The organism is Candidatus Planktophila lacus, from assembly GCF_002288325.1.
GTDB lineage: Bacteria > Actinomycetota > Actinomycetes > Nanopelagicales > Nanopelagicaceae > Planktophila > Planktophila lacus.
The window spans coordinates 929526-955396 of sequence record NZ_CP016780.1; the positions used below are offsets into that span (position 1 = coordinate 929526).

23 protein-coding genes and 2 tRNA genes are annotated in these 25871 nt (G+C 47.5%); 4 read left to right on the forward strand and 21 right to left on the reverse strand.

What is annotated here, in order from left to right; translation table 11 throughout:
- Nucleotides 1–85: 85 nt before the first annotated feature.
- The 17 genes from A1sIIB106_RS04665 to A1sIIB106_RS04745 all read right to left on the reverse strand — a co-directional run bounded on the left by A1sIIB106_RS04665 (nucleotide 86) and on the right by A1sIIB106_RS04745 (nucleotide 18967).
- Entirely contained in the window at nucleotides 86–2284 is a 2199-nt protein-coding gene (locus A1sIIB106_RS04665; protein ID WP_095677531.1) for an Rne/Rng family ribonuclease, read from the reverse strand.
- Between the two features lie 242 nt (nucleotides 2285–2526).
- Complete coding sequence (gene rodA, locus A1sIIB106_RS04670) at nucleotides 2527–3678, reverse strand: rod shape-determining protein RodA (RefSeq protein WP_095677877.1); 1152 nt, start codon at nucleotides 3676–3678, stop codon at nucleotides 2527–2529.
- A 5-nt stretch (nucleotides 3679–3683) separates the two neighbouring features.
- Nucleotides 3684–5774 (reverse strand): penicillin-binding protein 2, encoded by a 2091-nt coding sequence (mrdA, locus tag A1sIIB106_RS04675; RefSeq protein WP_095677532.1) that lies wholly within the window; start codon nucleotides 5772–5774, stop codon nucleotides 3684–3686.
- A complete protein-coding gene (gene mreD / locus A1sIIB106_RS04680; protein WP_095677533.1) occupies nucleotides 5771–6292 on the reverse strand; it encodes a rod shape-determining protein MreD in 522 nt (173 codons plus the stop codon). Before mreD ends, mrdA begins: the two co-directional genes overlap by 4 nt.
- On the reverse strand, nucleotides 6293–7216 hold the full coding sequence (gene mreC, locus A1sIIB106_RS04685) for a rod shape-determining protein MreC (RefSeq protein WP_095677534.1): 924 nt from the start codon (nucleotides 7214–7216) through the stop codon (nucleotides 6293–6295).
- Nucleotides 7217–7225: 9 nt separating this feature from the next.
- Entirely contained in the window at nucleotides 7226–8257 is a 1032-nt protein-coding gene (locus A1sIIB106_RS04690) for a rod shape-determining protein (protein ID WP_095671328.1), read from the reverse strand.
- 43 nt (nucleotides 8258–8300) lie between these two features.
- Nucleotides 8301–8720: a nucleoside-diphosphate kinase gene (gene ndk, locus A1sIIB106_RS04695; protein WP_095671329.1), complete on the reverse strand. Its 420-nt coding sequence runs from the start codon at nucleotides 8718–8720 to the stop codon at nucleotides 8301–8303.
- 51 nt (nucleotides 8721–8771) lie between these two features.
- Nucleotides 8772–9125: a DUF4233 domain-containing protein gene (locus A1sIIB106_RS04700; RefSeq protein ID WP_095677535.1), complete on the reverse strand. Its 354-nt coding sequence runs from the start codon at nucleotides 9123–9125 to the stop codon at nucleotides 8772–8774.
- Entirely contained in the window at nucleotides 9125–10495 is a 1371-nt protein-coding gene (locus tag A1sIIB106_RS04705; RefSeq protein WP_095677536.1) for a bifunctional folylpolyglutamate synthase/dihydrofolate synthase, read from the reverse strand. Before A1sIIB106_RS04705 ends, A1sIIB106_RS04700 begins: the two co-directional genes overlap by 1 nt.
- Before the next feature lie 14 nt (nucleotides 10496–10509).
- Nucleotides 10510–13098, reverse strand: a complete 2589-nt coding sequence (locus A1sIIB106_RS04710; RefSeq protein ID WP_095677537.1) for a valine--tRNA ligase — start codon at nucleotides 13096–13098, stop codon at nucleotides 10510–10512.
- A gap of 15 nt (nucleotides 13099–13113) precedes the next feature.
- A complete protein-coding gene (clpX, locus tag A1sIIB106_RS04715) occupies nucleotides 13114–14409 on the reverse strand; it encodes an ATP-dependent Clp protease ATP-binding subunit ClpX (RefSeq protein ID WP_095677538.1) in 1296 nt (431 codons plus the stop codon).
- 41 nt (nucleotides 14410–14450) lie between these two features.
- Nucleotides 14451–15722, reverse strand: a complete 1272-nt coding sequence (locus A1sIIB106_RS04720; protein ID WP_095677539.1) for an MFS transporter — start codon at nucleotides 15720–15722, stop codon at nucleotides 14451–14453.
- A gap of 41 nt (nucleotides 15723–15763) precedes the next feature.
- Nucleotides 15764–16390 carry an ATP-dependent Clp protease proteolytic subunit gene (locus A1sIIB106_RS04725; protein ID WP_095671335.1) on the reverse strand — a complete coding sequence of 209 codons (627 nt, stop codon included), beginning with the start codon at nucleotides 16388–16390 and terminating at the stop codon, nucleotides 15764–15766.
- Nucleotides 16390–16977 (reverse strand): ATP-dependent Clp protease proteolytic subunit, encoded by a 588-nt coding sequence (locus tag A1sIIB106_RS04730; protein WP_095671841.1) that lies wholly within the window; start codon nucleotides 16975–16977, stop codon nucleotides 16390–16392. Before A1sIIB106_RS04730 ends, A1sIIB106_RS04725 begins: the two co-directional genes overlap by 1 nt.
- Before the next feature lie 160 nt (nucleotides 16978–17137).
- A complete protein-coding gene (locus tag A1sIIB106_RS04735; protein WP_095677540.1) occupies nucleotides 17138–17524 on the reverse strand; it encodes a hypothetical protein in 387 nt (128 codons plus the stop codon).
- 23 nt (nucleotides 17525–17547) lie between these two features.
- Nucleotides 17548–18846 (reverse strand): trigger factor, encoded by a 1299-nt coding sequence (tig, locus tag A1sIIB106_RS04740; RefSeq protein WP_095677541.1) that lies wholly within the window; start codon nucleotides 18844–18846, stop codon nucleotides 17548–17550.
- 45 nt (nucleotides 18847–18891) lie between these two features.
- A tRNA-Pro gene (locus tag A1sIIB106_RS04745) sits at nucleotides 18892–18967 on the reverse strand.
- Between the two features lie 98 nt (nucleotides 18968–19065).
- On the opposite strand from A1sIIB106_RS04745, the gene A1sIIB106_RS04750 reads away from it, so the two are divergent.
- Nucleotides 19066–19139, forward strand: a tRNA-Gly gene (locus A1sIIB106_RS04750).
- Nucleotides 19140–19145: 6 nt separating this feature from the next.
- Here the strand turns inward: A1sIIB106_RS04750 and A1sIIB106_RS04755 are convergent.
- Entirely contained in the window at nucleotides 19146–20204 is a 1059-nt protein-coding gene (locus A1sIIB106_RS04755; protein ID WP_190277165.1) for a collagen-like protein, read from the reverse strand.
- Between the two features lie 261 nt (nucleotides 20205–20465).
- Between A1sIIB106_RS04755 and A1sIIB106_RS04760 the strand changes: the two genes are divergently transcribed.
- Both A1sIIB106_RS04760 and A1sIIB106_RS04765 read left to right on the forward strand, forming a co-directional pair.
- Nucleotides 20466–21212, forward strand: a complete 747-nt coding sequence (locus A1sIIB106_RS04760) for a hypothetical protein (protein ID WP_095677543.1) — start codon at nucleotides 20466–20468, stop codon at nucleotides 21210–21212.
- A 145-nt stretch (nucleotides 21213–21357) separates the two neighbouring features.
- Nucleotides 21358–21810, forward strand: a complete 453-nt coding sequence (locus A1sIIB106_RS04765; RefSeq protein ID WP_095677544.1) for a ribose-5-phosphate isomerase — start codon at nucleotides 21358–21360, stop codon at nucleotides 21808–21810.
- On the opposite strand, the gene trmB is transcribed toward A1sIIB106_RS04765, so the two are convergent.
- Complete coding sequence (gene trmB, locus A1sIIB106_RS04770) at nucleotides 21785–22441, reverse strand: tRNA (guanosine(46)-N7)-methyltransferase TrmB (RefSeq protein ID WP_095677545.1); 657 nt, start codon at nucleotides 22439–22441, stop codon at nucleotides 21785–21787. The genes A1sIIB106_RS04765 and trmB overlap by 26 nt on opposite strands.
- 68 nt (nucleotides 22442–22509) lie before the next feature.
- Here trmB and pepN point away from each other — a divergent pair, with 68 nt between their 5' ends.
- Entirely contained in the window at nucleotides 22510–25053 is a 2544-nt protein-coding gene (gene pepN / locus A1sIIB106_RS04775) for an aminopeptidase N (RefSeq protein ID WP_095677546.1), read from the forward strand.
- Here the strand turns inward: pepN and A1sIIB106_RS04780 are convergent.
- Nucleotides 25043–25261, reverse strand: a complete 219-nt coding sequence (locus tag A1sIIB106_RS04780; protein ID WP_223299475.1) for a hypothetical protein — start codon at nucleotides 25259–25261, stop codon at nucleotides 25043–25045. The two genes, pepN and A1sIIB106_RS04780, sit on opposite strands and share 11 nt — an antisense overlap.
- 19 nt (nucleotides 25262–25280) lie before the next feature.
- Nucleotides 25281–25796, reverse strand: a complete 516-nt coding sequence (locus A1sIIB106_RS04785; RefSeq protein ID WP_095677879.1) for an HNH endonuclease — start codon at nucleotides 25794–25796, stop codon at nucleotides 25281–25283.
- Between the last annotated feature and the right edge of the window lie 75 nt (nucleotides 25797–25871).

Consider the following 25871-nt stretch of genomic DNA (forward strand, 5'->3'; position numbering starts at 1 on the left):
CACGCTCATGAGGCCCAGGTGGGCTTCTTTCGAGCAGAGGCTAAGGGTACGGATTTCGTACCCCTAGGGTCAAATTGAGGCTTTTCTAGGCGGTGATGATCCCGCTGGAAGCAGCCCTGCGACGACGTCGCCCGGCTGGCTTGGCTTCTACTTCTACATCCTCATCTACCTCGGTTTTTGAAGACATTTCGGTATCTGTTTCTTCAGTATTTAGAGTTTCATGGAATTCATGTTCGGTTGCTTCAGATTCATCGGCATCGTCATGTGATGCTGATTGTGAATTTACTTGTGGCATCGGCGCCTTCATCTTTACCGGCTCCATATGGATATGAATTCCGCGGCCCGCACATGAATCGCAAGTTGTTGAGAAGGCTTCGATCAAACCTTGGCCAACGCGCTTACGTGTCATCTGCACCAAACCGAGTGATGTTACTTCTGCAACCTGATGCTTAGTGCGATCGCGGCCGAGACATTCAACTAGGCGGCGAAGAACTGCATCACGGTTTGATTCAAGAACCATATCGATAAAGTCGATAACGATGATTCCACCAAGGTCGCGCAAGCGAAGTTGGCGTGCAATTTCTTCGGCAGCTTCCAAGTTGTTCTTGGTAACTGTCTCTTCGAGGTTTCCACCCTTACCGATGAATTTACCGGTGTTGACGTCGATAACGATCATCGCTTCAGTGCGATCGATAACTAGCGAACCACCTGAAGGTAGATAAACCTTGCGATCAAATGCCTTAGCGAGTTGTTCTTCAACGCGGAAGTCAGCGAATAGATCGCCAGTTCCGGTGTACTTCTCAAGCTTGGTCACAAGTTCAGGAGCAATAGATCCCAGGTAAGAACTGATTTCTTCCCATGCTTCATTGCCTTGAATTGTTAACTTGCGGAAATCTTCGTTAAAGATATCGCGGATAACGCGCACTGCAAGATCTGGCTCTGAGAGTAGAAGTGCTGGTGCGTGGAAGTTTGGATTTTCAGATTTCTGATAAATATCTTCCCATTGCGCCTTTAGACGTGCGACATCGTTTGTGAGTTCTTCTTCGCTAACGCCTTCTGCAGCGGTGCGAACAATTACCCCTGCTTCTTCAGGGATTAAGTTCTTTAAGATCGCCTTTAAACGTGTGCGTTCTGATTCAGGAAGGCGCTTTGAAATACCGCTCATTCCGCCGCCAGGAACATAGACAACATAACGGCCAGGAAGTGAGATCTGGCTAGTTAAGCGCGCACCCTTTTGACCGATTGGATCTTTAGTAACTTGTACAAGAACAGGTTGACCTGTCTTCAAAACCATTTCAATTTTACGTGGTTGAGTTTCAGAGATACCTGCAGCATCCCAGTTAACTTCACCTGCATATAGAACAGCGTTGCGACCTTTGCCGATATCAACGAACGCCGCTTCCATAGATGGAAGAACGTTCTGTACGCGACCGAGATAAACGTTTCCGACATAAGAAACGTTGGCGTTACGGTTTACGTAGTGCTCAACCATGACTTTATCTTCGATAACTGCGATCTGAATGCGATCACCAATCTGGCGAACTACCATCTCGCGATCAACGTTCTCGCGACGCGCTAGAAATTCTCCATCGGTAATGATTGTTCCGCGACGGCGATATGGCTCGCGGTAATCTCCACGATTATCGTTACGTCCGCCTCGATCGCGATCGCGATCGCGACCACGGCTACGTGTTCCACGTTCGTTACGTTCTGCGCGAGCAGGACGTTCGGTGCGTTCACGAACTTCGCGGACCTTAACAACTGTTATTACGCCATCTTCATCAACGGTCTCGCCAGGTGTTACACCTTCGCCAGTTGCACGGCGGCGGCGACGACGACGATGAGTTGTACCTTCAGCGGAATCTTCGCTGGAATCCTCTGAAGTATCTGTTCCTTCATCTGAAGTATTTGCATCGGCGCCATCTGCACCCGGCTTACGACGACCGCGACCACCACGACGGCGGCGGCGATTGCGTCCACCACGGCCATCTGAATCTTCTGCATCGGCAGAATCTGGTGCTGCTGCAGAAGTGCTTACCTTCTCGTCAGATCCACTTTCGACTTCAACTTTCTTTGCGCTCTTCTTTGCAACAGCCTTTGGGGCTTTTTCGACCGGAGCTGCCTGAAAAATTGGGACAGGAATCGAAGGCGCTTTCTTCTTCGACTTACTTTCAACCGCCTCCGTTACCGGGGTTGCTTCAACATCTGCGCTTTGTTCAGCAGGTTTCTTCTTACTTGTCTTTTTCACCGCACGTTTGCGCGGTGACTTTGGCTCAATCGCCATGGCACCAAATCCTCTATGCGTTTAATTAAACGCGCTCTGGCTTGTAGATACTCAACTAGCTAGCGCCCCGAACGGGATGCGCACTTGGGTCAAATCCTTCAAGCAAATCTCTGTGGGTACTTCTGTGTTAGTCCGCCGCTGGCTGTGTGCCGCGAATTGGTTCGCGAGCCGCGCTGAACTGTTGGGGTAAGTATGCCAGAAGATGGGGGTAAATCGCGAAATGAGCGGGGTTTGCGCCTGAATTAGCCGCGGTGGCGAGCGTTTACGTTTTGCAATAGACCGAAACCGATCATATTGGCGAACATGCTTGAGCCACCATAAGACAGGAATGGCAGCGGAACACCAGTCATAGGCATCATACCTAGAGTCATACCGATGTTTTCAAATGTTTGAAATGCAAACCAAGCGATAACACCGGTGCAAACTAATTTTCCATAAGGGTCGCTAGATCTTCGGGCGATTCCAAATGCCCGCATCAAAATAATTAGATATAAGAGAATGATAAATCCGCAACCAAGAAAACCTAACTGCTCTCCAGCAACTGTGAAGATAAAGTCAGTTTGTTGTTCTGGAACAAAGCGGCCATTTGTTTGAGGCCCATTAAATAAACCAGTACCAAGTAAACCGCCTGAGCCCACGGTAATTCGAGCTTGGCGAAGTTGATAACCACTCCCCTGCGAATCCGCATTTGGATCAACAAAAGCCTGCAAGCGTTTAACTTGGTAATCATTTATAACGCCGACTTGCACAGCTGCAAAACTTCCTACAACGGCAACAATTATTAAACCTGCAACCCAACGCAGTGGCGCACCAGATACGGCGATGATGGTCACGACCGCGATGCTAATAATAAAAACAGTACCCATATCTGGTTGTGCCAAAATTAAGAGAACGGGGACTGCGGCGATAACTAAGGCCTGCATCACATCTCGGTGAGATGGCGAATCTGAATCGTGGTTTCGTTCAGATAAAATCATTGACATACCTACGATGATTGAAATCTTTGCGAGTTCTGCCGGCTGAACTTGGAATCCACCAGGTAGACCGATCCACGCGTTTGCACCATTTACTTCTTCGCCAATGCCTGGAATCAAAACCAGGGTAAGCCCAACAACGCCGCCGATCCATAAGAACGGCGTGTACGCGCGAATCAATCGGTAATCAATGATCGTGGTTCCCCAGGCAAGTAGCGAACCAATCAAAATATTTACAACATGGCGCTTTAAGTAGTACTCGGGATCTAAACCATTTGCCGCATACCAATTTCGCGTTGCGGCATAAACCAAAAGAGTTCCGATCACCAACAACGCAGCAACGGCAATTGTGAGGATTGGATCAAAACCGGCAAAAGCAGAGGGGCGCTGAGCTTTTCGGTAGTTAATGCGCTGGGACATCAAGCTCATTTGGCACCCTTAACTTTTGTTGCTGGAGAAATCTTCGGCAATCCTACGGGCGGAATTCCACTTGGGAACAAAATCTTCGCTGAACTTACCTTCGATCCCTCAACGCCAAATAAAGTCTCGTAAATCTTGCGCGTTCCTACACCTGATACTGATGCACCAAAACCACCCTGGCTCACCATCATGACGACGGCAAATCTAGGTTTATTGGTTGGACCGTAGGATGCAAACCAAGATGTATCTGCCTTCGCGCTGCCATTTGGATTGCGACCAAAAACTTGCGCTGTTCCGGTTTTTCCACTGATAGGAATCGGAAATGAGTTAAATGCTCCAGCACCAGTTCCACTGATTACAACTTCGCGAAGTGAACCATGAAGGAATTTAATCGTCTCCTTAGTTGCAGGAATTACTCCTAATTTCTCTGGCTTAAACTCCTTGATTACGGTGCCATCAGTTTTCACAATTGCTTTGGCAATAGTTGGCTTCAAAATAGTTCCGCCATTGGCAATCGCGGCGTACATCTGCGCCAGCTTTAGTGGAGATATAACTGTGTCACCCTGGCCAATTGAGAAGTTAACTGCATCTCCTGCGCGAATCTTGTCACCATCTAAACAGTTTTCATATGCGAGTTGTACCAAGAACGCGGTTTGCTGACTCTTTGAGGCGCGCTCTTTGTAATTGCAATAGAAATCTTTATTCTGTTCATACCAAGATTTACGCCATTCGCGATCTGCTAATCGTCCAGATGATTCAGATGGCAGGTCAATTCCCGTCTTTACGCCAACCTGAAATCCTTTTGCCGCGCTAAAGAAGTGGTCCTTTGCATTTGATTTAGGTTTTAGGCCACCATCGCGAAGCCATTCATCAAAGGCGATGCGATACCAAATAGTGTCACAGGAAACCGCAATCGCCTTTTTCATTGAAATTCGCCCCTGCGCTTTGCTTTCGAAGTTTTGAAAGGCGCGCGTACCTACTTCAACTTGTGAAGGACAATCGTAAGAAGCGTTTAAGTCATAACCTGCATTGGCTGCAGCAACTGCCGAAACTGCTTTAAATGTTGAAGCAGGAGCAAAGAGTCCTTGCAGTGCACGCGAAAGCGCTGGCACACCAGCCTTTTCGCTATAGAGATTCTTGGCTTCAGCAACAGTTAGTCCGCGCTCGTATGAATTTGGATCGTAAGTTGGATATGAAGCCAATGCAATTATCTGTCCATTACGTACATCCATAACGACTGCGGCTGCGCCATCTGATGGATATCCCATTGATCGCGCACGTCGCACTGCATCAGCTAGCGCCGATTCGGCAGCGGCTTGAACGCGAACATCAATACTTGTTACTAAGTGATTTCCACCAACTGGCTTTGAATTTTGAGTGGTACTTGTTACCGCCTCTTTGCGGTCAACAATCACCGTTTTTATTCCTGGTGATCCACGTAAATACTCATCGTATTGAATCTCAAGTCCTGCTTTACCAATTGACTCAGATCTGAAATAACTTCTGCCGTTAGCGCCCGATAAATCTTCTTCTGTTAGCGGTCCTATGTAACCAAGTAAATGCGCAGCATTAGCGCCAGCGTTTGCCGGATAGTTTCTGATCGAAACTGGCGTTGCCGAGACTCCGGGATATTGATCTGGGCGTTCAACTATACGTAGGGCAAGTTCAGGGTCTGCTTCTTTAGTTAACGGAATAGGTTGAAAGCGAGATCCGGTCCAGCATCCCGCACGTTCTCCCTTGGCAAGTTCTCCGCAAAGTCTGGTTCTTTGATAGATATCTCTATATTCAATCTTTAGCAAAGTTGAAAGACTTCGCAGAACTGCAACACCTTTATCTGACTGGCGATCCAATTTTGTGCGATCTACGGTGATAGCGACACCGACTCTGTTAAGTGCCAGTGGCACCCCAGATGAATCAACTATTAACCCACGTGTTGCAGGCGTGACAACATCGCGACTTTGAATAGATAGTGCGGCTTCACGGTATTTCGGACCTGCAGCAACCTGAAGATAGAACAAGCGGCCCATTAATCCAAAGAGCAGAGAGAAAATAAAGATTTGTACTACTAAAAGGCTAAGTCTTGCGCGCTGATTCATATCCGACTCTTAACATCAAAGAGCGCTTCATGAATTCTGGTAACAACAGGTAGTAGTAGCGGAGCAAGTGCTGCTGACCAGAAAGCAGAAGAGAACAGTGAGACAAAAATTGACCAAGTGCTGCCAATATCACTGCCAAGGAAGAGTCCAAGAATTAAGTAGATCAAGCGGATTACTACGACTGCTGCCGCGACTGTGAAGACCAATGAAATTGGATTACCTCGGAAGTTATCGTCACCGTAACCAAGATAAGAGACTGCAAAGCCCGCCAGGATCATTATCAAAGTCCACTGCCCCATAGGTCCTGAAGTGGTTTGAGAAAGATCCATTAAGAGACCAGCGCCAAAACCAGTTAGCGCTCCCATTTCTGGAGTGCCGAGCGCAGACCAGAGAAGCGCGAATATTAAAAATAGTGAGAATCCCCCACCGAATAATTTAAATTGGCTAACCACACTCTCTTGCAGAATATAGATAAGTGTAAATATTGGAAGTGAGATAAAGAATCTGCGGGCAAACATTTATGGGGCTGGCGATTCTGATGGTTGAGCGTAGATAGTCACAGTTGGAACTGGCGTTGGAACCGGCGCTCTTGGAACTAGCGCATCGCGTGGATCCTCTTTTGGCGCTGATACAACAACTGCCACAGTGCTAAGTGAAGAGAAATTAACGTAGAGCTTGATGTCAGCAGTTTGGGTTACCGCACCTGCTGCATTATCTACCGCGGTTACTTGGCCGATAGGAACGCCGGGAACAAATGGTCGATTGTTGACGCTGCCGCGAGCCAGAATTACATCGCCGACCTTAAGAGTGGTTTGGTTATCTAAAAGTTGAAGTACCGCTTTGGAGGTTCCTTGACCGCTTAATATTCCAATTTGTTGGCCGCCCGCGACTCTTGCTCCGACTTTAAATGCCGGATCGGTTGCCAGCTGCACCAGCGCGCTATTTGGATAAGAAATTTTCACAACGCCAACTAAACCTAGCCCAGTAATAACCGTCATATTCTGCCGAATACCGTTATTAGTTCCGGCATCAATAGTGATTGTTTGGGTGAATGAAGAAGTAGATCCGAGTGAAATTACTTTGGCATTAACAACTTTATATTTTGCGGTTCCGGCTAGATCAAGCACTGACTTTAATTTTTCAAGCTCGGCATCTGCGTTCTTGCGATCAATTAGCTCTTTGCGCAATTTTTCATTGGCCGCCTTCAAGCGCTCAATTTCTCCACGAGTGCGACCCAGTTGGGTTACGTCAGAGAAGAAATTTCCAACCGGGCGAAAGATTGTGGCGGCAACAGATTGAACTGGCGAAAGCGCAGATTGCGAACCATTACGTAGCCCAGTGATCACTTGTACGCCACGTAGATCTAAGGTAATTAGAAATAGCGCAGTAACAATCAGTGAAATGAGAAGGAGACGACCGCGGTTGTCGCCGCCGCTACGCATCTATAAAACCTATCGACGAGGCTCGGAGATCAAAACCTTTTCAAGGGCTTCGAACTCTTCAATGCACTTTCCGGAACCTTCAACAACTGCATCCAATGGACGGTCAGCGATATGAATTGGCATTCCGGTCTCTTTGCGAAGACGCTCATCTAGACCCTTAAGAAGCGCTCCTCCACCAGTAAGAACAATTCCGCGATCCATAAGATCTGAAGAAAGTTCTGGTGGACATTTATCGAGCGTGCTCTTTACTGCGTTGATGATCGCATTTACTGGCTCTTCGAGCGCTTTGCGAATTTCTGCAGCGGAAACAACGATTGTCTTTGGAAGTCCGGTTGCAAGATCGCGACCACGGATTTCTGCATCGTTTTCACCTTGTAGTGGATATGCAGAACCAATCGCCATCTTGATTTCTTCTGCTGTGCGCTCACCGAGAAGAAGTGAGAATTCGCGCTTAACCCAGTTAATAATTGATTGATCGAGCTCATCTCCACCAACGCGAATTGAAAGGGATGTAACGATTCCGCCGAGTGAGATAACGGCAACTTCAGTTGTTCCGCCACCTATATCTACAACCATATTTCCTGTCGGTTCGTGGATTGGAAGACCGGCACCGATTGCTGCAGCCATTGGTTCTTCGATGATGTAAACCTTGCGAGCACCTGCTGCATAACCAGCATCTTTAACTGCGCGCTGTTCTACACCTGTGATACCTGAAGGAACGCAAACGACGATGCGTGGCTTTGCCAAGTAACGACGGCGGTGAACTTTCTGAATGAAGTACCGGAGCATGCGCTCGGTTGTATCGAAGTCTGCGATAACGCCATCTTTAAGTGGACGGATCGCAACGATATTTCCAGGTGTGCGACCGATCATCTTCTTAGCTTCAAGACCAACAGCAAGGATTCCGCCGGTGTCTTGGTTTACAGCAACTACTGAAGGCTCGTTTAGAACAATGCCACGACCACGTACGTAGACCAGGGTGTTTGCAGTTCCCAAGTCAACGGCCATATCTCGGCCGATAAATGACATTTTATTACTCATGTTTAACCCTTCAGTTAATCGCTTTGCTTTGAATTAATTGGAATTACTTGCCGAAGAAAATTTCGATTTCGCGTGCTGCAGATTCTGGTGAATCAGAACCATGCACGATGTTCTGAACAACTTTTGTGCCTTGATCGCGAGCTAGATCGCCGCGAATTGTTCCGGGCGCTGCAACCGTTGGATCAGTTACTCCAGCAAGGGAACGGAAACCTTCGATTACGCGATTTCCTTCGGCAACTATTGCAACGATCGGACCTGACATCATGAACTCAACTAGTGGTTCGAAAAATGGTTTGCCTTGATGTTCTGCGTAATGACGTTCGAGAAGTGCACGATCTGCCTGCATCATCTTGAGCGCGGTTACAACATAACCTTTCTTCTCTATACGCGAAATAACTTCGCCTACCAATTGGCGGCGTACGCCATCTGGCTTTACGAGGATCAAGGTCTTTTCTGTGCTCACCTGCCTAGTCTATTAGGCATCTGGGTGTGTCCGCTCCATGGCTATTTCGCCCTACTTTTCATCGCCTTTGCGGTCGGCGGGGTTACCTTGCGCCAAAAGGGCGGCGCGGGCGGCCTCACCCTTACGGCCAACAATTATCGCCGCAATCCATAACCCCACGAACATGACATTAACAATCGCCATGGATGGAACAACAAAGCTATATGCAGCCATTGCGATCTGAAGAATTGAACCAAAGATCCAACCTGAGCGCTTCTTGAGAAGTCGAATTGCATAGATCATTAAAAACATAACTACTGCGCCATAAATTAAAGTCAGCGGCTCGCCGCTATCTTTCGCAAGCAACATTGCAAAACCCATAATCAAAAATTCCATGGAAAGCACAGCAGAACCAAGTATGCGCATTATTTGCCTTCCTCAATCGATGACTTCGCATATTTCTTTCGCACCGCAGTGCGAGCTTCGCCAACCGTGACTACTGATCCGGTTATCAAGATAGCTAACGATTCTTCACTAAGTGGACGAACTGAATCCTTAATGGCTTTATCAATTGCATCGGTAAGCGTTGGCTGAGCAAAGACTCGGTCAGCGCCAAATATTTGGGTTGCTAAAGCCTCTAAATCGCCAACTGCCATTGATCGTGCAGCCGAGTTAGTTGTAACAATTATTTGGTTCATTATCGGCTCCAGCGCCTGCAAAATTCCTAGAGCATCCTTATCTGCCATAAGGGCAACAATTCCTGTGACATCATCAAAGGTGAATTCACTCTGAATGGTTTCTGCAATCGCCTTAGCTCCATGCGGGTTATGTGCGGCATCCAAGATAATTGTTGGATCGCGATGAATAATCTCGCAACGCCCTGGTGAGGTCACATTGGCAAACCCGGCGCGCACCGCATCTATATCCAAATCTTGTTCTCCGAAAAATGCTTCAACAGCGATCAAGGCAGCCGCCGCATTTGATGCTTGGTGCTTGCCGTGTAGCGGCAAGAAAATATCGTCGTAATGTCCACGCAAACCTGTAATTGAGATCAACTGACCGCCTACTGCAATCGCGCGAGAATCAATTGAGTATTCAAGGCCTTCACGTGCTACATCAGCACCGACTTCAGCGGCTCTGCGTAGTAGTTCTACCGCTGCTTCGGGCTCTTGTTGTGCCAAGACTACAAAGCCTTGTTCCTTGATAATTCCCGCTTTAGTAGTCGCAATTTCTGCAATTGTGTTTCCGAGGTACTCCATGTGATCTAAGCCGATCGGCATAATCACCGATACATCGGCATCGACAACATTTGTTGCATCCCACTGTCCACCCATGCCGACTTCAATTACTCCGACATCAATCGGATGTTCTGCGAAAGCGGCAAAGGCCAGCGCGGTAATGGCTTCAAAGAATGAGATTGGGTTATCAAACTTGGTATCCATTAAATCTAGGTAAGGGCTGATGTCGTTAAAGGAGAAGATCATCTCTTTAGCATCGATCGGTTGGCCGTTGATACAGATACGTTCTAGATAACTTTCTAGGTGCGGGCTGGTGAAGCGACCCGTGCGTAGACCCATCTCAAATAGAAGTGAATCGACCATACGTGATGTTGTGGTCTTGCCGTTGGTGCCACCGATATGAATCGTTGGATAAGTAAGTTGTGGCGAGCCAAGCATGTCAACGAGTGCTGAGATTCTTTCAAGAGTTGGTGCGATGCGATTTTCTGGCCAGCGCGCGAGCAAAGCTTTTTCGATTGCGTCTATGCGCGCCTGATCATCTGGATTGATGTTATTCATAATTTATATGCGATTTACTTTAGCGCAGCAAGAGCGGCAGTAATGCGTTCGATATCTGAAGTTGTCTTGCCTAACCGCTCTTTGATCTCGACAACGACATCAGCCGGTGCCTTGGCCATAAAGCCAGCGTTGCCTAATTTAACTTCAGCGGTCTGAAGATCTTTCTTGGCGGCGGCTAAATCTTTCTCTAAACGTGCGCGCTCTGCGACTACATCGATTGAACCAGTTAAATCGAGTTCGATCTTGATGCCGCCAATTTCAAGAGATGCAGATGGTGTGAAATCTTTGTCTTCGAGTTTCAATAAGAAGCGAAGAGCGCTGGAGTATTCGAGCACATCGGCAGAGCCAGAGAAACGGCCCGGCACTTTCTGAGAAGGCTTAAGCCCTTGATCATTGCGGAAGCGACGAACTTCAGTAACGACTTCTTGCAGAGTTGAAATCAGTTTCTCTGACTTTTTATCAACGTGTGAACTATCTGCCTTCGGCCATTGAGCGACAACAAGGGACTCTCCCCCGGTGAGCGTGCACCAGAGTTCTTCAGTAATAAATGGCATTACTGGGTGCAGAGTGCGCAGCAGTTGATCAAGAACATGGCCAAGCACGCGTTGTGAATTTGCCTTGTTATCTGAGGCGAAAGTTTCTTTAGAAAGTTCTAAGTACCAGTCGCAGAGGTCATCCCAAGCAAAGTGGTAGAGAGTTTCGCAGGCGCGAGCGAATTCGTAACCTTCGAGAAGTGAATCAACATCGCGCAGAGTTTCGCTAAGGCGAGACAAGATCCAGCGATCAATTGCATTTAGCTCAGAATTTGCTGGCAGAGCGCCGTTTACATTGGCGCCGTTCATCATCGCAAAGCGAGTTGCATTCCAGAGTTTGGTCGCAAAGTTACGAGAACCGCCGATCCAATCTTCAGCCAAAGCTTGATCTGTGCCGGGGTTGGCACCGCGCGCTAAGGTAAAGCGCAGTGCATCGGCGCCGTACTTATCCATAAACTCAATTGGATCAATTACATTTCCGCGACTCTTCGACATCTTCTTGCCGAATTGATCGCGCACTAGACCGTGCAACATGATCGTTTTAAATGGAGCAACGCCATCCATTGCAAAGGTGGACATCATCATCATGCGAACTACCCAGAAGAAGAGAATGTCATAACCAGTTACAAGAACGCTTGTTGGATAGAACTTAGCAAGATCGGCTGATTTCTCTGGCCAGCCAAAGGTAGAAAATGCCCACTGTCCTGATGAGAACCAGGTATCTAAAACATCTGGATCTTGCGTCCAACCTGCGGGTGCAGTTTGGTCAGGTCCAACAACTTCAACTTCACCATTTGGTCCATACCAAACTGGAATGCGATGGCCCCACCAAAGTTGGCGAGAGATACACCAGTCGTGCATGTTATCTACCCACTCAAAATATCTAGGCGCAAGTGCTTCTGGTTCGATCTTTACTTCACCGCTGCGCACAGCATCAGCGGATGCTTTTGCAAGAGGCGCAACCTTTACAAACCACTGCTTTGAAAGTCTTGGTTCAACTGTTGTATCGCAACGTGAGCAATGCCCAACTGCGTGAATGTATGGACGCTTTTCAGCAACAACGCGCCCCATCTCTTTAAGCTTTGCAACTACGGCCACGCGGGCATCGAAGCGATCCATGCCATCGAATTCGGTTCCGGTGCCGGCCATTACGCCGTGCTCGTTCATGATCACAACGAATGGGACGTTGTGACGTACCGCCATTTCGAAGTCATTTGGATCGTGGGCTGCAGTTACCTTTACTGCGCCAGTTCCGAAATCCATCTCCACGAGTTCGTCAGCAATGATCGGAATCATGCGATCTACCAGAGGCAAGAGAACTTCAGTACCAATCATGTGCTTATAACGTGGATCATCTGGGTGAACTGCTACAGCGCCATCGCCCAACATTGTTTCGGCACGTGTTGTTGCAACAACGATTGATTGCTCGCCTTCGCCATAGCGGATCTGCACAAACTCTCCGGCATCATCTTGGTGATCAACTTCAATATCTGAAAGCGCCGTTAAACAACGTGGGCACCAGTTGATAATTCTTTCTGCGCGATAGATAAGCCCAGCATCATGCATCTTCTTAAAGATCGATACAACGGCCTTGGACATTCCTTCATCCATTGTGAAACGCTCGCGCGACCAGTCGACGCTAACGCCCAGGCGCTTCATCTGATCAAGGATTGCTCCGCCAGATTCAGCTTTCCATTCCCAAACTTTCTTAACAAATGCTTCACGTCCTAAGTCATGGCGAGAAAGCCCTTGTGCGCCTAATTGTTTTTCAACAACGTTCTGCGTTGCGATACCGGCGTGATCCATTCCGGGAAGCCAGAGAACTTCGTAACCCTTCATACGTTTCATGCGAGATAAACAATCTTGCAGAGTCTGATCTAACGCGTGACCAATATGTAGAACTCCTGTCACATTTGGTGGAGGAAGAACAATTGTGAACGCTTCTTTTGAAGATGAAGCATCTGCGGTGAAGTAATCAGCTTTCAGCCATTTTGAATAAAGGCTTGACTCAATATCGGCCGGATTAAAGGTCGATGCGAGTTCTTTGCCAGATGGCGAGCTTGAAGACATAGAGCGCAGTCTAGATTATGCGCTCTTCTCCTCTGTACCTTTTTCGCGGCGTGAAGCGCGCTTTGGAATATCGCCAGTGCGTGCAACCAGGGTAGGAGCCACATTTTCATCGATACATTCCTTATTAATGATCACTTTTGCGATATCGCTGCGACTTGGTACGTCGTACATTACAGATAACAGAACAGATTCCATGATCGCACGAAGTCCGCGAGCACCTGTGCCACGCTTTAGCGCAAGCTCTGCAATAGCATCGAGTGACTCGGAAGTGAATTCGAGTTCCACATCGTCCAAGTTAAAGAGGCGCTGATACTGCTTAACGAGCGCATTCTTTGGCTCCGTCAAAATCTGCATTAGCGCCGACTTATCTAGATTCTCGACGCTAGTAAGAACTGGCAGGCGGCCGATGAATTCAGGGATCATTCCAAACTTCAAAAGATCTTCTGGCATTACATCGGAGAAGATATCTTTGCGGTTCTTATCTGTAGCCTCTTGCAGAGTTGCATTAAATCCAACTCCAGCTTTTCCGCTACGCGCTTCAATGATTTTATCTAGACCAGCGAATGCTCCACCGACGATAAAGAGAACATTTGTTGTATCGAGTTGAATAAATTCTTGGTGTGGGTGCTTGCGTCCACCTTGAGGTGGAACTGATGCGACCGTGCCTTCAAGAATTTTAAGGAGCGCCTGCTGAACGCCTTCACCTGATACGTCGCGAGTAATTGATGGGTTCTCTGATTTACGTGCGACCTTATCGATTTCATCGATATAGATGATTCCAGTTTCGGCTTTCTTTACATCGTAATCTGCAGCCTGTAAAAGTTTGAGCAAAATGTTTTCTACATCTTCACCAACGTAACCGGCTTCAGTTAGAGCAGTTGCATCTGCAATTGCAAATGGCACATTGAGCATGCGCGCCAAAGTTTGCGCCATTAGAGTCTTGCCACAACCAGTTGGGCCAAGTAACAAAATATTTGACTTGGCTAGTTCTACGCCGTCTTCGCCTTTACCTTCACCTGATTGCACGCGCTTGTAGTGGTTATAAACGGCAACTGCTAAAGATTTCTTGGCACGGTCTTGACCGATTACATATTGATCAAGGAATTCAAAGATTGCCTGTGGCTTAGGAAGTTCGGTTAAGCCAAGGGTGCTCGCCTCGGCGAGTTCTTCAACGATGATCTCGTTACAGAGTTCGATACATTCGTCGCAGATATAAACGCCAGGACCGGCGATGAGCTTCTTGACCTGCTTCTGTGTCTTGCCACAGAAGGAACATTTGAGCAGGTCGCTAGTTTCACCGATACGAGTCATGGGATAAGAATAGTTTTTTGCCCGAAATTTTGTGGGTTAAATCAGGCTCGAGGTTGTTCGCCCATAGATGAATTACCTGAAGAGTAAGGCGGCTTGGTGGATTTCATCTCCTTAACTCCAGGTACAAATAAGACGATGCCGCAGATGAGTAAGTGAAATACCGCTACGCCGATCAAGAGTTCTTTCTCGCCAAAAACGCTAACCATTGGCCCCGCAAGTGCCATACCTAATGGCATTAAGCCAAGTGATCCCATGTAATCAATGCTAAAGACGCGCCCTTGATATTCGGCAGGAACTTCGCGTTGAACTTGAGTTGCCCAAAAAGCTTCCCAAGGTCCAACTGAAAATCCTGCTGCAAAATATGCCAGGAAGATTAATTCTTTCGAAGAAGGAAAAGCTAAGACTAGAGGTGCAAAGATAAACAATCCCCAGACGACTACTGAAACTAACCCTGGATTTTTAACTTTTGCTTTGATGCAAATAACGGCTGAAATTGCCCCACCCAAACTAAAGAGCGCAGCAGATGTTGCAAAAACTGAGGCTGTTCCAAAATCTCGTTTTGTAATCACTGGCAATAGTACGTTTTCAACTCCGATAACCATCATTAGTTGAACTGATGCCATGAGGATCATCGCTGCGATCCACTTGTAATACCAAACAACCTTTAAGCCTTCACGAATCTCAAGAAAAAATTGGTTCTCTTTCCCAGTTGGTGCAATTGCAGGACCTTCATCTATACGGAGTAGCAAGACCGCGCCGAGAAGAAAGAAAATAGAGGTTGCTATATAGGTTGCGTGCGTTCCCAATGAAACGACAATTACTCCAGCAACTCCTGGTCCAGCAATATGACTACCTTTTAACAAGATTCCGCGGATTACATTTCCAGAGGGAAGCAAGTGATCCGGAATCAGACTTGGAATAATTGCACCAGCAGCGGGACCACCAAATGCGTCGCTAACTCCCATCAGCACAACTATTCCGCCAAGAATCCACATGGAGATACTTTCCGGTCTGATGAAGATGACGATGCTTCCGATAACAGCTCTGAATCCATCAGAAAAAATCAGAATCATTTTTCTTGGCAAACGATCGACCCAGACACCGCCAACGGGAGCAAGTAACACTCCAGATAGAACTCGCGCCGCCAGGATTAATCCGAGTGTTGAAGCAGACCCGCCGGCATCGAGAACGGTTACTGCTAGTGCGATCGGAAAAGCAGACATTGCAATGACAGTGAGAACGTTTGAGATTAGAAGATTTCTATAGGCCTTATATGAAAAAAGAGCGCCGGGTTCGAAATATTTTTTCAACATTTCTAGACCGACGCCCCTTTATTGAGAGAATTAATTAAGAATTAAGCGGAAGGCTTCGCCTTGCGTGAAGACATAACCCTATCGATAATTCCGTATTCAACTGCTTCTGCTGCAGTAAGAATCTTGTCGCGCTCGATATCTTTCTCGATTTCTTCAATGCTCTTGTTTGAATGCTTTGCGAGCATTGTTTCGAGAAGGCCACGCATACGCATGATCTCGCGTGCTTGGATTTCGATATCTGAAGCCTGTCCCCCACCCTCAGATGAAGGTTGGTGGATAAGGATTCGAGAATGTTCTAGACCATAGCGCTTTCCTTTAGTACCACCAGCAAGGATGATCGCCGCAGCTGATGCTGCTTGTCCGAGACAAATTGTTGTGATGTCTGGGCGAACAAATTGCATAGTGTCATAAATAGCGGTGAGAGCTGTAAATGATCCACCAGGTGAGTTGATATAGATCGAGATATCGCGATCTGGATCCATTGATTCAAGAGTTAGCAACTGAGCCATGACATCGTTTGCAACGGTGTCATCAATTGGTTGACCCAAGAAGATGATGCGCTCTTCGAATAGCTTTGTATAAGGATCAAGGCGCTTGTAACCGTAAGCGGTCTTTTCTTCAATTGTTGGAAGAACGTAGCGGTTGGTAATTTCTTGGATATGTTTCATTACTTCTTGCCTCCCGCAACTTGTCCATCATTTGTAGCGATGTGATCGATAAAGCCGTATGCGAGCGCATCCTTGGCGTTGAACCAGTTATCGCGATCGGAATCAGCGATGATCTTTTCTAGAGGCTGACCAGTGTGCTTGGCATTTAGCTCAGACATTGTCTGCTTGGTAATTGCCATTTGTTCTGCCTGAATACGAATATCTGTTGCAGTACCGCCGATGCCGCCCAGTGGCTGGTGCATCAAGATGCGTGCATTTGGGGTTGCAAAGCGTTTTCCAGGAGCACCTGCTGTAAGAATGAATTGACCCATTGATGCAGCCATTCCCATCGCAACTGTTGCTACATCGTTCTTGATGTAATGCATGGTGTCGTAGATCGCCATACCTGCTGTTACAGAACCACCAGGTGAGTTGATGTAAAGGTAGATATCTTTCTCGGAATCTTCAGCGGCTAGCAAAAGCATCTGTGCGCAAATTGCATTAGCCATCTCGTCGCGGAATTCACCGGCAAGGAAGATGATGCGCTCACGGAGCAAGCGGTTGTAGATGTTTTCATCTAGCGCATTGCCGGTTGCTGCCCGAGACATTGATCCGGTCAATTGTGGGTCTTGATAATCCACGTAATCCTCCTGATTGATAACAACTTTTATATGTAGAGACCTTAACAATGCCTGAGGCGAAATGCTTCCCAAATATCGCAAAAAGGGTGCAAATCTACCCTTGTTCGCTCAGGGCAGAGGAGATTGGTTACGAAACGGTCAGCTTGAGCAGGTAGGTCTTCTTGCCATCGGTCAGCGATACCGAAGTTTTACCTTTTTTCAGAATGGTAAGCGATGGATTGGTTTCATAGGTTGATTGCGGGCCGCCTGGAACAAATTTGGCAATTGATGAGTTAATGACTTTGCCTCGCCAGATCTCTGGATTTTCAACTCTAAATACAACTACTCGCCCATTTTTTACTTTGATTGTCTTCGCCTTAAGCGGGTTGACCATGACCGGAGGTATGACTCTTGCCTGTGGTGCAATCTCGTCGACAGTAGCTGTCTCTGACTCATCCGCTGATGAAATCGCAGCTGGGTAGAGAGATGAGAAAAGTAGAACAAATAGCGTTACAAAGAATTTAAGTTGACGCATAAGACCGTCGACTTTAGTGGTGATTATTCCTCTGAATCAATAGGTGCAGCGGGTGGTGTCTGTGGGCGAAGCGCTTCTAGATCAACCTTGTTACCTGATTTGTCGACAACGTTTACGCGGCCAAGAACTCCAGCCAACGCCTTCGTGCGAGAAACCTCAGCGACCAATTGTGAAATCTGACCCGCATCCTGAAGTTGCTTTGCGAATTGCTCAGGCGGCATTCCGTAGCGCTGTGATGTACGGATTAGATATTCAGTTAACTCAATCTCGTTAACTTGAACTTCCTCTGCCTTAACAATTGCATCGAGCAAGAAATCCGATTTGATTGATGTGCGAACTTGGCCATCTACTTCAGCGCGGTGTTCTGCATCTTCAAGTCGGCCTTCGCCTTCTAGGTGTTCATTTACTTCGTCAGTTACCAACTTATCTGGAACTGGAATATCAAGATCATCGATCATCTTCTTAAGTAGCAAGTCGCGTGCTTGTGCGCCTTGTTCCATCGCCTTAACGCGCTTCAAGCGCTCAGCAAAATCAGCCTTCAATTCTGCAATTGTGTCGAACTCTGACGCCAACTTTGCAAAGGCATCATCAACTGGTGGGAGTTCGCGCTCTTTAACTGCCTTTAACTTAATTTCAACATCGCCCTTTTCGTCATCTTTCTGACCTACGAGCTGAGTTTCAAAGTTCTTAACGTCTCCGGCCTTCATGCCAAGAAGTGCAGCATCTAAACCATCGATCATGCGGTTTGAACCGACTTCGTATGAAATGTCATTTGCCTTGCCGCCATCAACTTCTGCGCCATCTATCTTGGCAGTTAAATCAACAGTTACGAAGTCGCCATCTTTTGTTTCGCGTTCAACAGTCATGAGAGTTCCAAAGCGAGCGCGGAGCTCATCTACTTGCTCATCGATATCTGAATCTGTGACAGCGAGATCATCAACTTCGATTGTGATCTTTGAAAAGTCAGGAAGCGTTACTTCTGGACGGACATCAACCTCAACTGAGAAGACCAACTTCTCATTATCGACGTATTCCTTGATATCCACTTCTGGGCGGCCAACGACTAGAACTTCATGTTCACGAGCTGCCATTCCGTAAAACTGTGGGAGTGCGTTGTTGATCGCTTCATCGATTACTGATCCGCGACCTACGCGTTGATCGATCATTGCTGCTGGAACTTTGCCTTTACGGAAACCTGGGATGTTTACCTTTGATGCGACAGCTTTGTAAGCATCAGCTACGTACTCGGTGAGATCTGCGTAAGGAACTTCGATATCGAGACGGACGCGAGTTGAGGAAAGTGTTTCGACCGTGCTCTTCACAAAGTGCTCCTTGAATTAGAGATACAAAGAAAAACCAAAAAATTCTGGTCGGGGCGGGGAGATTCGAACTCCCGATCTCCTGCTCCCAAAGCAGGCGCGCTAGCCACTACGCTACGCCCCGAGGCGCAAGAGGGGAGTCTAGAGTAATTTTTTACTCTCGGTTACCGAGGCAGTAGGCTTAGCCCTCACACGAAACCTTTACAGGTTTTAGCACCTTCCGCGGGTGTAGCTCAATGGTAGAGCCCCAGCCTTCCAAGCTGGCCATGCCGGTTCGATCCCGGTCACCCGCTCCATAGTTTTTATAAGGCCCCGATAGAGCCAACCAAGGTTGAATACATATACCCACTAAGACTAAGCGCATTAGAACCTGTTGATCCTTTGTCATCCGTGACCTTTATAGAAATCCCCACATCTGCAGAAGTCGTAGTGATCACACCAGTTATTACGAAGCTATATCTGTAATAAATCGGTTCAAGCTGAAAATTATCCTGCTTAGTGGGTGTGTAATTAAATCTTGAAGCAGAACTATCTTCATGGATGATATCTATTTCAAAAAGACCGGTTGAGGAGTTACTTAACCCAGTTAAATGAATCGTATAAACATACGACTTTCCCGCTTTAAACTTTGGCAAAATAGATGATGTTGATGAGGTGCGAGCAGATCCAGTGCTGAGCGTCCAATTAGGCAACGCATTTACGTAAACATTTGATGGACCAGTTGCACCAACGGTTCCGGTTTCACCCTTCAAACCCACTGCGCCATCTGCGCCCGCTGTTCCTGTCTCTCCTTTCGCACCTGTAAGACCTGTTGCACCTGCCGAACCGGTTGCACCGGTTGCACCGGTTGGTCCGGGTGATCCTCCACCTCCACCACCAGATGGACCTTGCGGTCCTGTTGCTCCTGTTGCACCAGCTGGTCCTGCAGAACCACTTGAACCTGGTGAGCCTGCTTCACCCTTCTCTCCCTTTTCACCCTTCTCTCCTTGTAAACCTTGCGCACCTATCGGGCCTGCAACGTTTGATGCGGTTGCAATTGTCTTTCCTTCACTTCCATTTTTTCCATCAACACCATTTGCGCCAACTGGGCCTTGTAAATTCTGAGGTAGCGGCCACTTTCCACTTTTCTTTGGACCATAAATCAAAAGGCTTCGTGTGTCTATATAGAAATCACCATCAATACCGATCTTTGATAGTGGCGCACCTTTGCCATTTAATATCGTATTTGGAATCGTTGTTGAAGTTCTGCCGGCGGCTTTTGGCTTATTTGCCGCACTTGTTAACGGCGCAGAAACTATTGAGAGCGTTGTAGCAAGAGCAATTGAAAGTGTGAAAACTACAGACATCCGTTTGCGATTCATGGAACCTCCGGGCCCACTTCGACGAATTGATTATTGAAAAGTGTGAATGCGGTTCCAAGGGGCGCGAAGAGGGCTTTCCCTGAGTTTTTCCTTAGAGCCAATAGGTGAAACCCCGTTTGTGAGCGTGGGCAGATGGCCAAATATTCGCACGGGTCTCACAGGATCTAGGGGTACTTTTCTGAGCATCAGGTAGTTATCTACGGGTAGTCGACAACGAGGGTTTCGACACAATGCTCAACGGGATGAAAGGAAGACATGCAAATGTCGTCAAAGAAAAACGTAATCGCAATCGCGATAACAACGGTTGCACTTACAGTAGCTAGCGTTGGAGTCGGTCAAGCGTCATCAAAAGTTAAATCAGTTTCAACAAAGGTAACTCGTACTTCTTCAACAGGAGTTGCTAATCCGATGTCAGTAAACGGATTAACTCGTGGCGGTGGACATGCTGCAGATCTAGCAGCAACACTTTCTGCTCTTGTTGCAAAGGGAACAATTACCCAGGCTCAAGCAGATGCAATTACTGCAGCTGCAACAGCTGCGCAAGCGGCAAAGGCTGCATCACGCGTTGCCGACCATGCAGCAATGGATGCAGAGCGCGCAGCAACTGAAGCGTTGATTTCAAAGACAATTGGCGTTGACTCAGCAACTATTCGTACTCGTTTAGCAGCAGGTGAATCTCTTGGCGCTATCGCTGGTGCAAAGAAGGCCGAATTAATTTCAGTTTTAGTTGCTGATCACACTAAGCGCATTGATGCCGCTGTAACTGCTGGAAAGTTGACTGCTGCACAAGCAACAACTCTCAAGGCTGACCTAACTACTCACGTGACTGCAGAAGTTGATCGCGTTGGTGGCAAAGGTGCATTTGGCGGTAAAGGTGGCAAGGGTGCAAAGGGTGAAAAGGGCGGACGCGGACACGGTGGTCGCGGACACGGTGGACCAGGAAAGGGCGGCATGGGGGCCGCTCCGACTATTCCAACACCAACTGCTTCACCAGCAGCTACTGCTTAACAAGTAAAAAGGCTTTGGAGTAACAACTTCATAACTCCTCCTAGGGTAAGAAAAACCCGTCGCGAATTCTCCTTCGCGGCGGGTTTTTTGATGCCCTAAAGAGTTGGTTATCCCTAATTAATTGGCTGCGTGAGAGACTTCGCATATGCGTTTACATATCGGTAGTGATCATGCAGGTCTTGAGTTAAAGAATGAACTCCTTGCCCACTTAGTAAATAACGGGCACGACGTTACCGACCACGGGCCTTACGAATATGACGCTTTAGATGACTATCCAGATTTCTGCATCCCGGCTGCTCAAGCAGTTGCGAAAGATGCAACATCTCTTGGCATTGTCATAGGCGGATCTGGCAATGGAGAACAAATCTCGGCAAATAAAGTTAAAGGCGTCCGTGCGGTGCTGGCATGGAATATTGAAACTGCGAAATTAGGGAAAGAACATAACAACGCCAATGTTGTTTCTGTCGGTGGCCGCATGCATTCAATTGAAGAGTGCAAAGTGATAATCGATGCCTTTATCGCCACACCATTTAGCAACGACGAACGCCATATCCGCCGGATAGATAAGATCTCTAAGTTCGAAAGAGAAAATCAGTAACTCTGTGATCTTTCGTTAAACCTTGTCCTTCAAAGCGCGTTAGGGGACGAGACTCTGGTCGATCAATGACTCCCCCAGTAAATAGCTCTGTCTCATTGAATTGCTCAGTAATCCATTCAGCATATGGAACCCAGTCAGTTGCAATATGTAGATACCCACCTGGCTTTAACTTCTTAGCAACTTCACTGATAAATCGTTGATTTACGATGCGGCGTTTATTGTGGCGCTTCTTTGGCCAAGGATCTGGGAAGTAGAGATGAACTCCATCTAGTGCGCCATCAGAGATCATGAAGTGAAAAACCTCAAAGACATCGCGTTCGATTAACTTCACATTTGTTAATTCATATTCATTTAACTTCGCCATTAGCTTTCCAACACCTGGCATATGCACTTCAACGCCCAAGTAATTAACATCTGGATTTGCTTTGGCTATCTGCCATGTGGCCTCCCCCATGCCGTAACCAATTTCCATTACTACGGGTTGAGCTTTTGCGAAAGAGGTAGATAGATCCAATAAAGACTCTTGGAATTCGATACCAAATTTGGCCCACAAAGTATCGCGCGCTATTTGCTGGGCAGGGGTGATCCTCACGCCGCGTAAGCGATAACTTCTATTGGTAACTGGTTCCACAGCACAACTCTTTCATGATTAGACTTACGAGAGCAAAACGGTCCGTTAAGCATCTAAAGGAGTTTTACGTGTCAGGCACAAATATCACGCAGATTGAAGCAGCCCAACGTTCTGAAGTTATCAAGGTTTCGAGTTACAAAATCGATCTTGATCTAACAACTGGTGCAGAGACTTTCTTGGTCAAGACAACAGTTAACTTCGCTGGGCTAAAACCTGGTGCAACTACCTTTATCGACTGTGTTGGTAAGCGCGTAATCAGCGCGAAGTTAAATGGCGCCGACTTCGATCCAAAGTTCGACGGCGAAACCGTCTTCTTGCCTGCGCTAGCTGCAGATAACGTCCTCGAGATTGAACATGAAGGTATCTACTCAAACTCCGGCGAAGGCTTACACCGTTTCGTAGATCCTGCCGATAACGAGGTCTACCTCTACACCCAGTTCGAAACTGGCGATGCCCGTCGTATGTACGCGTGCTTTGATCAACCAGATCAGAAAGCAACATTTACTATCAGCACGATTACTCCAAAGCATTGGGAGGTAATCTCGAACTACGGCATCGAGTCAACCAAAGATGTCGATGGTGATCGTAAGCACATTCAATTTGCTACTTCTCAGGTTATTTCAACATACGTCACAGCAATTGTTGCTGGTGCCTATAAATCTGTTTATGACGAATACAAGGGCGAGAAGACAATTCCGCTGGGAATTTATGCCCGCAAATCTTTCTTCCAGCACGTTGATGCTGAAAATATCTTCGAAGTTACCAAACAAGGCTTTGCCTACTTTGAGAAGACTTTTGGTCTGGCTTACCCATTCGGTAAGTACGACCAGATCGCCGTTGCCGAATACAACTGGGGCGCGATGGAGAACGTCGGCTGCGTAACTTTCCACGAAGATGTTTTGATCTTCCGCAGCAAGGTAACAGAGCGCAACTACATCAGCCGCGCCACAACTATCCATCATGAGATGGCGCATATGTGGTTCGGCGACTTGGTCACCATGAAGTGGTGGCAAGACTTGTGGCTAAATGAATCTTTTGCTGAGTGGGCTTCTTACATGTCCGTTAGCGAATCAACTCAGTACAAGCACGCTTGGACAGAATTTAACTCAGTGCGCAAGAACTGGGCATACCGCGTGGATCAGATGACATCTACCCACCCAATCGCAGTTGAGATGGAAGATCTCGATGCAGTTCGCACCAACTTTGACGGTATTTCATACGCCAAGGGCGCATCAGTGTTGCAGCAACTTGTGGCACACGTAGGTCGCGATAACTTCATCGCTGGCTTGCGTAAGTACTTTGCCAAGCATGCTTACAAGAACACAGAATTAAGTGATCTAATCACTGAACTTGAAGCAGCATGCGGAAAAGATTTAACTGCTTGGGTTAACACCTGGCTACGCACCGCTGGCGTTAATACCCTTCGCCCAGTAATCAAACTAGATGGCGATAAGTACGCATCAGTTTCTGTAAAGCAAGAAGTACCGCCACTGCCACTTGGCTCAAAGGAACTTCGCCCTCACCGTTTATATGTTGGTCTTTTTGATGTAAAGGGCGATGCACTTGTGCGCCGCGAAAGCATTGAGGTAGATATCGCAGGCGAGCTAACTGAGATCAAAGAACTAGCCGGCAAGAGCGCTGCAGATCTTTTGCTCATAAACGATCACGATCAGACCTACGCCAAGCTTCGTTTCGACGATCGCTCAGTTGAGACAATGAAGAAGTACCTTGGCCAGCTAGATGACTCACTAGCCCGCGGACTTATATGGGCATCGCTTTGGGATTCAACTCGCGATGGCGAACTTCCTGCAAGTGATTACATCACCATCGCACTTAACGCGCTAAAGGGTGAATCTGATATCTCGATGATCACTGCAACATTCATGCAGATTGATACCGCTATCTGGGCATATGTTGCACCCAAGAACCGCGAAGCAATTCGCCTTGCTGTTGCAAATGCAGCTGAGGCTTTACTTGATGGTGCAAAGCCAGGTAGCGATCACCAACTTCAATATGCACGCGCATTCGCAAACAACGCCGTTACACCTGCCCAGCTAGATCGCTTAAAGGCGATGCTCGATGGTTCGGTAAACGGCTTGACTGTTGACGCAGAACTTCGCTGGTACATCTTTATCTGCGGAGTAAAGCGTGGAGTATTTGGTCCAGCCGAAATCGCAGCAGAAGGTGATCGCGATAAGACTGCACATGGCAAGCAATATGTTGCATATGCCCATGCTGCGATTCCAACTCATGAGGCAAAGGTTGCGGCATTTAAATCAATCACAACTGATGATTTGAGCAACACGATCCACTCTTATAAGTGCCGTGGCTTTAACGAGAATATCCATTGTGATCTTCTTGAAGCATTTGTTGATGATTACTTTGATGCCATCTTGAAAGTCTGGGAGACCAAGGGCTTTGAGATCGCAGAGACAACGGCAACGCTGACTTTCCCAACTTGGTCAATTAGCGAAGCAACTGTCACGAAGGCGCAGCACTGGCTAGATGTCACAGGCAAAGATTCATCTCATGCTCTGCGTCGTTCAGTTACTGAAGGTCGCGATGCGATGACACGTGCGCTTAAGGCGCGCGCTGTAGACGCTACTCGATAGAGGTTATTGCTGAATCTGTACTTTTTGGCTTCTTGCGATCGCCAGTCATTGCGTAAGTGATTACTGAGATCAAAATGAAGAGCACCGTTGGTGCAGCGAAAAAGTAGGTAAAGGTTTCGACTGCGCTTAAGCCTTCGCCAGCGACTGTGCCATCTTCTTGGTTATCTAACTTCAAGAAGTTAATTGCGGATGCAAGACGAATCATCATGGGCGTAAGTCTAAGCGAATTAAGCGGTGGCTGCTGCCACGCCAAATGGCGCAAGGTATGGAAGCCAACGCGTATCTGTGCGACCTGTGCCAAGAATTCTCCAGGCAGCGCCAACTGGTTCGCGTGGAAGTGAGCGAAGTCTCCAACCTAATTCTTTCAGCGGTTTATCGGCCTTTAAGTGGTTGCACTTATGGCAAGCAGAGACAACATTTTCCCAGTTATGGCCGCCACCACGAGAGCGCGGGATCACGTGATCAATCGAAGTTGCAGGTGCGCTGCAGTAAACGCAGCGTCCGCCATCGCGTGCAAATATTGCGCGGCGTGAAAGTGGGACAGCATGGCGATATGGAATCTTTACAAATTTGTTTAAGCGAATCACAGATGGGAGTTCGATCTGACCTTGCGCGAAGTGCAAGATGCTTCCGGATGCTTCAACCATTGTTGCGCGAGAGTTAAGAACTAAGAGCAGCGCACGGCGTTCTGTAACAACACCTAGTGGTTCATAGGTGGCGTTTAGAACTAGTGAACGAGACATAGCTACCCCAGTTAATTCAGGCGCGTGGCTCGCGCCGATTGGTTTATCTTGCACTAATTTCGCGCGGATCGGGGT